Source organism: Xanthomonas pisi DSM 18956 (assembly GCF_001010415.1).
Lineage (GTDB): Bacteria > Pseudomonadota > Gammaproteobacteria > Xanthomonadales > Xanthomonadaceae > Xanthomonas > Xanthomonas pisi.
This window is the reverse complement of the sequence record NZ_JPLE01000102.1, coordinates 1-7375: the sequence shown is the minus strand read 5'-3', so window position 1 is coordinate 7375 and position 7375 is coordinate 1. Positions and strand designations below refer to the sequence as shown.

Annotated in this window: 7 protein-coding genes and 1 other RNA gene; 2 read left to right on the top strand and 6 right to left on the bottom strand. The window is 53.5% G+C overall.

All coding sequences use genetic code 11. The annotated features are described in order from the left end of the window. Both Y887_RS16840 and Y887_RS20455 read left to right on the top strand, forming a co-directional pair. The coding region (locus Y887_RS16840; protein WP_046965445.1) for a hemagglutinin repeat-containing protein at positions 1-194 on the top strand (194 nt) is incomplete at its 5' end. Next, the gene (locus Y887_RS20455; RefSeq protein ID WP_146093465.1) at positions 166-597 is read left to right on the top strand and encodes a DUF6911 family protein; all 432 of its coding nucleotides are present in this window, start codon (positions 166-168) and stop codon (positions 595-597) included. The genes Y887_RS16840 and Y887_RS20455, both read left to right, overlap by 29 nt. A 316-nt stretch (positions 598-913) precedes the next feature. On the opposite strand, the gene Y887_RS20450 is transcribed toward Y887_RS20455, so the two are convergent. The 6 genes from Y887_RS20450 to Y887_RS18335 form a co-directional block, all read right to left on the bottom strand. Next, complete coding sequence (locus Y887_RS20450; protein WP_146093466.1) at positions 914-1324, bottom strand: hypothetical protein; 411 nt, start codon at positions 1322-1324, stop codon at positions 914-916. 699 nt (positions 1325-2023) lie between these two features. Continuing rightward, positions 2024-2476 carry an ankyrin repeat domain-containing protein gene (locus Y887_RS19440; protein WP_084726085.1) on the bottom strand — a complete coding sequence of 151 codons (453 nt, stop codon included), beginning with the start codon at positions 2474-2476 and terminating at the stop codon, positions 2024-2026. Between the two features lie 709 nt (positions 2477-3185). Further along, on the bottom strand, positions 3186-3596 hold the full coding sequence (locus Y887_RS20445; RefSeq protein ID WP_146093467.1) for a hypothetical protein: 411 nt from the start codon (positions 3594-3596) through the stop codon (positions 3186-3188). A 150-nt stretch (positions 3597-3746) separates the two neighbouring features. Continuing rightward, entirely contained in the window at positions 3747-3929 is a 183-nt protein-coding gene (locus Y887_RS21380; protein ID WP_245879510.1) for a SymE family type I addiction module toxin, read from the bottom strand. Between the two features lie 2093 nt (positions 3930-6022). Then, positions 6023-6098: non-coding RNA, sX9 sRNA (locus tag Y887_RS18340), on the bottom strand. Positions 6099-6324: 226 nt separating this feature from the next. After that, a complete protein-coding gene (locus Y887_RS18335; protein WP_146093468.1) occupies positions 6325-6807 on the bottom strand; it encodes a YbbD-related protein in 483 nt (160 codons plus the stop codon). Positions 6808-7375: the final 568 nt, after the last annotated feature.

Sequence of the window (7375 nt, the reverse complement as noted above, 5' to 3'; positions counted from 1 at the left end):
AGGCCGGCAACAACCTGCTGTTGGCCGCCGACAACAACATTACTATGGAAGCGGCGCAGGACACGTTCGAACAACACAGCACCAGCAAGAGCAAGAGTGCAGCGATCGGCGTGGCGGTGACCTATGGTGCGGACGGCTTTACTGCCAGCATTTTGGAGACCTGGAATGAGCATTATCGAGGAAAAAATGATTAAATTGGGCGGATATATATTAAGTAAAGACGGCGAAAGAGAGCAATTGACAGTGCTCCCCAATCCTTCACTTAGTGATGTGGAAAACTACATAGATGCTTTATCACTCAGTAGTGGCGCCCTTAGCGCCTGGATTGACCCAAAACCAGAAATTGGACCGTATGATTTAAGGCTGCACGCAGAATGCGGTAGGTTTATAATAATGTTATGTAAGTACATGGAAGATGGAGACCATGAAGTCGATGACATATTAAACACCGAGGCCGAAAAACGCACAACTGAAATACTTGGCAAACCTTATTATGAAAGTTCGGTGACAAGAAATATAGATTTAATAAAAATGTGCTTTTCCGATTTCTTGAAAAAAGGAAATATCTCCCCTGAAAATCTTGTGACAGACTGGTAAAACTAAAACAACCTAGAGCCACCAAAACAACCTAGAGCCACCAATTATTCGCCAAGCATAAAAATATCTAAGAATCGCCTTATTGGCCTGATTGATAATTCCGATGCGGCGCTCTAGGTCAGCGATCTCATTCTCGTCAGCACCGGGTAGCAATGCCATCTCATTCAGGCAGCCTAGCGCGGAGAACCGACGTTCTATGCGCTTCCAATATTCTTGCATCCGAGTCTCCGTAAACGCTGTGTGGCGTCTAACGCTTGAATTGAGCCGAGTTGCGGAGCAGCTTCGGGTTGAGTGAATTGTTAGGTATTCGCCATGATTATTTGATGGACAATGCCGCAATCAAGAGAAGGCGCGGAATCCAGCCGAACGCCATCCACGCGAGAGCATCCATCCCTGCTCGCTTTTTCCCAATGGCAAAGTTGACAAGTGAGATGATGATTGCAAGAAGATCCGCAAAGATGAAGCAAATAGCTTTGCCAAGAACACCAAGAGGAGCATTCGATACCTCAGCTTCTACTGCATTTTCCTTCTGCAACTCCGCTGACTCCAGAGCCACAACCGGATGCTCTCTGTCAGAGATTCCTCGCTTAGACAGCTCTTCCCGCGCTAGTTCAATAGCAGCACGCACATAGCCATCGGGACTAAGAAATGCAATGCGAATCAGACTCTCAGAGTCTTGGGCTTCATAGCGACGCCTAGCCGCCAAGGGATCAAAGTAATCGGTCACTACAGACTCCCTCTAATTCCTAACTACTATTGTACCGCCTAAGCACGGCATAACGTAATGCTCGCCGACTCCCCGGCCAAGGTCAATCGCAGCGATCACTTGAATCTCGTCACTTTCGGCTGTGTAGAGGGAATTGGGTCAGGGAACGGGGTGAGATTTACTTAAGTAGACCTGATCCCGTTCTCTGCAATTTTTCCAAGTAACGGATCAAGCCCTCCTGCAGCATTGAATCTTCGATCGAGAAAACCTCGAAGAGCTGCGGCTCGCGCAGGCGAGCAGCGTTATAGATAAGCTGACCTAGCCGCAGGTCTGGGTCTCTGCGCCAAACCTCTTCGAGTAGTGCCAGTACTTGGTCAATGCGCGCCGGATCTCTCATGGCTGGCTGATATTTAAGTCAAGCCGCGCCGCGAAGCGCGTCGGGTTGGACGAATTGTTAAAACCCAGGGTCATTGCAAGTATTTACCGGTTGCGAGATCCAAGTAGAAAGAGTGTCACGGCCAGTCAATGCGCCACGTTCCTCCCTTTGCTGAGACCGAGGTAACTCGGACTTCCTGGAGGCCGTCTCATACCGAGCGACGGCTTTCCCATTCAAAGCAGGGCTCCCTGAAACCCAAGGGGGACAAGCCACTGGAAGAGACCGTGACCGGGAAACAGATAAGGTTGACTTCTTGATTGAACCTGACCCAGTTCTTTATATGGCTACCAAACCTTCCACCATGGTTTATCGGGCTTCGAAGGAGCGGCCTGTTCCAGTAGGTGCACTATCGTATCGTGTCCTTGCTGCGTAGCAAGATCAAGCGCGGTTTTGCCAGTCGCTGTCTTAATTGTGATGTCTGCGCCGCAGGCAAGAAGCAGCTTAACGTTATCGATACATCCATTCTCGGCGGCCCCGTGAAGGGCCGTGTATCCATCGCCCCGGTGCTCGTTGACATCGTTAGCGGCAGCAATAGCTTGCTTCAAATGTGCGATTGCGTCAGGTTTTCGAATGACTGACCAATACTGAAGTGCGCTCATTGGGATGGAATCGGCAAATATGGATGAAAATGAGCTCTGTTGAGCTGAATTGACCTCTTTGAGAAGACCCATAATGCGAGCATCTTGTTCCAACGAGGCCTTTTCCTCAGGTGTCAGTTGTAGATTCGGATCAGTCATGATGGCTCCATACCCTCAAAGGCCCAACGTCTAGTCGTTTAGGCGGCCTACGCCCGCGGCGCGTGATCGCGTGATCGGCCTCGCCCTGTGCAAGTTAGCTTCGGAAACGTCGCCAGGTTGATCTTCAAGTGAGCCTGACGCCATTATTGTAGTTCCACCAGAACGCCTGCCTTTAATTATTTTGGTAACAGCAAATATTGGATAGATGATGCAAGCGAGCAATACTACAGTCTTGGCGAAGCTAGCCGATAATCTAAGCCAGAAATCCAGTCTGTCAATTAACCGCAGCTCGAATGTCGTGGCGAATGCGTGGCCAGCATAGTACGCGTGATACGCGATGTTGAGAAGAAGCAAGCATGATGCAGTTCCGAGAAGTGCGCGTGAGAATAGCGAAGGCCTTGGCAGGCTGTTACGAAGCGGAAAATAAGCTGTTACCCACGGCGCAATAGAGAGAAAAAGAATGGGAAGGTCGCGATAGCGATATCCAAAAAATTCGTTTGCGAATTGGGTTGACTGCCAAGAGTGGGTTAGCCAATAAGTCAGGAACCCGTAGCAAATTGGGACGGAAATCATTAGCTTCTTATCCATCATTGGATCGCTTAAGCGTGGCATGACGTGATCCTCATTGACTTCCTGCCCCATGTCAATCGTCGCTAGCAGCAGCCCGCGCCGTCGGGTGATAGCGGTGAAACCACTTATCCTTAGGAGCCTATACCCGCTCCTGCCACAGGTGCACTGCTGTGCTGACTTCGCGAACCCCGTTCGACAACTCATCCAAAAGCGCTTGAGGCACGTCGCCAGCCGAAGCCGGTAGAACATACACCCAATCAAAAGTTTCTTCGTACGCTGTAAGCCCGAACTTCTGCATTGCATCAAATACAAGTGCGCGAAATCGATCATTGATGAAAGGGCGATTGAACTCAATGCAAAGAGCCCCCCTCACTTCGTCACCGACAACATGCGCTAATTCTGCAATCTCATCGGGAGGAAAGGTTACATGGCTTCTATAATCCCCGTTGCCAGGGGTTCCATAGCCAGCTAGAAATTCGATAGCTTCATCGAAGGGTATCGCTAGTTCGCGACCCTGACGAAACTTGTGGAGAAATACGTTTGAACTCATCAATCCTCCCAACTCATTAATCGGTACAACTTCCCAATTCTATCGTCAGGTCCATAGTCTGGCGCGCAGCCTTCAGCGTGCCCCTGTATTTCGACGTCGTCAATGGTCGAATTCACGGCAGCGCCATTGCTGCAACGATCAACGCTAGCATCAGCATGTCTTTCTTCTCCAGCCATGGCTAGGTACCCAGTGCGCTTTCTTCCGGCGGCAGATGCAGTCTGCGGATACCGCGCTAATGACCAACTCGCCGTTGCCTAGGCGGATGTGGAGTTTGCTGCCGATGGTGAGGCGGAGTTGTTCCAGCCAGGGGACACTTAGGCGCGGCGTAGGGATGCCTTGGTCGCTGGCGGGGTAATAGGCGTAGCCGACGGTGCGGTGATGAGTGGCACGCTGGTGGCCTGGGCGGCGCGGCTTGCTAGTTCAATGCGGGCTCGGGGGTTGGGGTGCGCTCGAGGTAGGGGCGTGGCTTGATTGAGGTATCAGGCAACGGGCGGGCAACAGGGTCAGGTTGACTTATTAATTGCACCGGGCTCCGTTCTTTGCGAAGGAAACTTGGATTGAGCGAATGGTTAGACGGGTGGACAGTGCTCTAGCGCCTGGCGAACCTCGGCGTCGTTCTCGACATTGACACTAGCTCCAAGGAGCCATGGATAGGACGTGCGGAAGATAGGCTCCCTATCCGCGGACGGAGCGGCCAAGAAGAAGTAGCGAGGGCCGGACAAAAGATCCTTGCGGAGGTTGTCGACACTGAAAAAGCCTCCGCCGAAGCGGTAGGTGAGCACCGCAGGGGGATCGGATCCGACTGCCCGGAGGACGTGTTGGACTTCCACTTTTACCTGGACTTCCTCGCACATCGTGAGGTGCTTCCCATCGCCACGGGTATCGCAGCCTGGAACTGCGACCACCTTAAAGCGGGAAGCAACACCGACCAAGACACTTTGAGCGCGGCACACCTGTTCCGGGAAAGGGACTTCGGGTGGCGGAGTCGTCGCTCGTACCGGAGCGATGAATGCCACAAAAAGAAGCACACAGATGCGTTTCATTTTCTCTTGACACCTAGTTATGACCTGCCGAAGCGCAGAAACATCATCTTCGGCAAGATGTTGGTCTTGGTCCACCACCAAACTCTTTGAAACGAAGTACCTAACTGTTCTCACTGGAAAACGGACGGGAAGGAGGAGGCATAGATTGCCTTTTAAAGTCGGTCTGAGCTCGTTTCTGTGTTTTTTAGCCGTGGTCTTGTTGGCATGTCAACTACTCCGGGTGGCAGGGCGCTGATAAGGATCTAAGATTGCCGTCCTTGCAATACGAGACGCGGAGATCTTTTTTTCCTATCTGACTGACTTATTAAAAGAAGTGAACCTGACCCCGTTTCCAGCCGACCATCTACATGCGAGCGAACCGCCCCAAGGCACTGCAGATTGGTGGAGAAATTACTCATGGCAATTAGTCAAACCATGCTCCGCTTTGCATCACACAGGCCATAGGGGGTGGCTGGAATCTCCAGGCACGTACCGAGGCGAGTAGAACCTCATCGTATTCGCTTTGAGGCAAGGCATCTCCCCCCTGGAAATGGATGTTAGAGAACGAGATACGGGGATTCACCACCTTCCCTTCTCTAGTGACCTCAAAAACCAGATCAACTCGACCGTGGTATTTTTTTGATGAGCGCGGCAATTCAGGCGGTGGTACGTCTCCTAAGTGCCTCAGCCCAGGATCGCATGAGGAAAGCTCTGTATCTCTTGCGCAAGCGGCGACAAGTAGCGTTGAGAATAATGCCAAGTGCAAATTTCGAACCAACTTCATCTGCCTATGTCCTTGATTTTTGGCATCGCTATCTGCTCGAATTATTCATCAAGATATCAACGCTAGCCCCACAGCAGGGAAATACGCATGATTCTTTCAGACGCCCATCATTGGCATGCCGCGCCGAGCTAACACGAGTATCAGGAAGGTCAGTGCCACTAATGAACTCAACCCGATGGCAACCCAGTAACCGGCCGGATCGTCCCGCCGATGTGGACCAGGCAGCGCCATCCGAGTCATAGGATGCCCAGTGACGAGCTGCAGGGCCAGAAGCGCTATGCAGAACACAACAAATAGCACGTCCGCATATTGCTCCCCCCAACCCGATACGCTCAGGCCGCCGGCTGTTAGAGCGCTCGCTAGTGCAAAAGACACGTAAAGCCGGTTGGGCCTGTCAGAATTTCGATCCATCTCATCCGACCACTATGAGGCCGTCGAGGCGCGGCACCGCGCAATCCTCTGACAGCTGCTCCTGATAGTCAATAATCGTGGTCACTCACGTCCATGGGGTGCTTGGCATCATCAGACACGCTAACGACCAGCTAGCCGCTGCGTAGGCGATGTGGAGTTTGCGGCCGATGATGGGGCCGAATTGCTCCAACCAGGGGATACTTTAGAGTGGCTAACAAAACGTAGCGAGCAGTCGTCAGGCGGGTGTGGACGGCGCGCAGGAACCGGAGTGTACGAGTGGTACATGCCGATTCCGAGCACCGGCCGCGCCAGCCTGGCGGCTGCGCAGTAGTTTTGTTAGCTGCTCTTAGGCGCGGCGTAGGGATGCCTTGGTCGCCGGCGGGGTGACAGGCGTAGCCGACGGTGCGGTGATGCGCGGCACGCTGGTGGCCTGGGCGGCGCGGCTTGCTAGTTCAATGCGGGCTCGGGGGTTGGGGTGCGTTCGAGGTAGAGACGCGGCTTGATCGAGGTGTCAGGTAACGGGATCAGGTTGATTTCTTGAGTGAACCTGCCCTCCGTTCTTCGAGTTGTTAGGCGCTTGCCGGTCAAGCCACATGGTGTAGAGGCAGCGCCCCTCCGATGCACGACAGAAGAACACCCACGTTACTTGCTCCTTCTGCAGGGACCAAACCGAGTAGCCAAGACCTGCTTGCACCGAGATGTTAGCCGAGTACTCAGGGTACGGCACTGTGCCGGGAGGACCTCTATGCAACCTTTGGAAAAGATCGCCTGAGTCGTCCGGGCGGAAGGAGAACTCGCCCTCCGATTGATTCAGGTCAAGGTTGTTACTGGTGCGGATATTGAAGGCTGACGCGGGCAGCACGTCGGGCAGCCATCCGCGGCCGAAGAGTTGATCAGCGCGAGCTTCGGCGAGAGTGGCGTAGTTGCTCTCCACAACATCCGATGTGCACGCTGCCAGGAAGATCAAGCTCAAAAGTGCGAGTAGTTTCTTCATGCGTCTAAGGATCAATACACCGCCTAAGCACGATATAAAACCGATCCTCGCCAACTCCCTGACAGCAGTCAATCGCTACAGGCGTTTGAAGCTCATCGCTTTTCCAGATATGCACCTGCCGCAGCCGATACGCCTAATCATGTGCCGCTTAGCTCCCGGCAAAACGGAACCAAGCCGAACTACAGAGTGAACCTAACTGCGCTCTTCCTTGGTCTTAGACAACGTTGCAGTGTTGCGGGGCAGGCGGGTGGCCTGGGCGTCGCGGCTTATTGGGATCGCGGCGGAGCTCGGGGATGGGGGTGCGCTCGAGGTAGCGCTGCGGGGGTGATCGAGGGGTCGAGCGAGTGCCAGCCGATCTCGGTGGGCGGCGGCGCCGAGGCGCGCTTGCGTGCTGATGGGGGACGGGACGTGGGTCGACGCATGGCAAAGCCCTCCTTGACGAATAGGCCCCGTCGCCGTGTGGCGATGGGATGTCGGCAGGTTAGAGACCGCAAGTCGCCGACGAGCATATTTCTTGGAAGATGTTGTCACCAACCTTCTCAAGGCAGGTGTCAGCCTCCCGTAAAAT

Coding starts and splice junctions, on each gene's coding strand:
- Y887_RS20455 (WP_146093465.1), top strand. CDS start 166: ATGAGCATTATCGAGGAAAAAATGATTAAATTGGGCGGATATATATTA.
- Y887_RS19440 (WP_084726085.1), bottom strand. CDS start 2,476: ATGACTGATCCGAATCTACAACTGACACCTGAGGAAAAGGCCTCGTTG.
- Y887_RS20445 (WP_146093467.1), bottom strand. CDS start 3,596: ATGAGTTCAAACGTATTTCTCCACAAGTTTCGTCAGGGTCGCGAACTA.
- Y887_RS18335 (WP_146093468.1), bottom strand. CDS start 6,807: ATGAAGAAACTACTCGCACTTTTGAGCTTGATCTTCCTGGCAGCGTGC.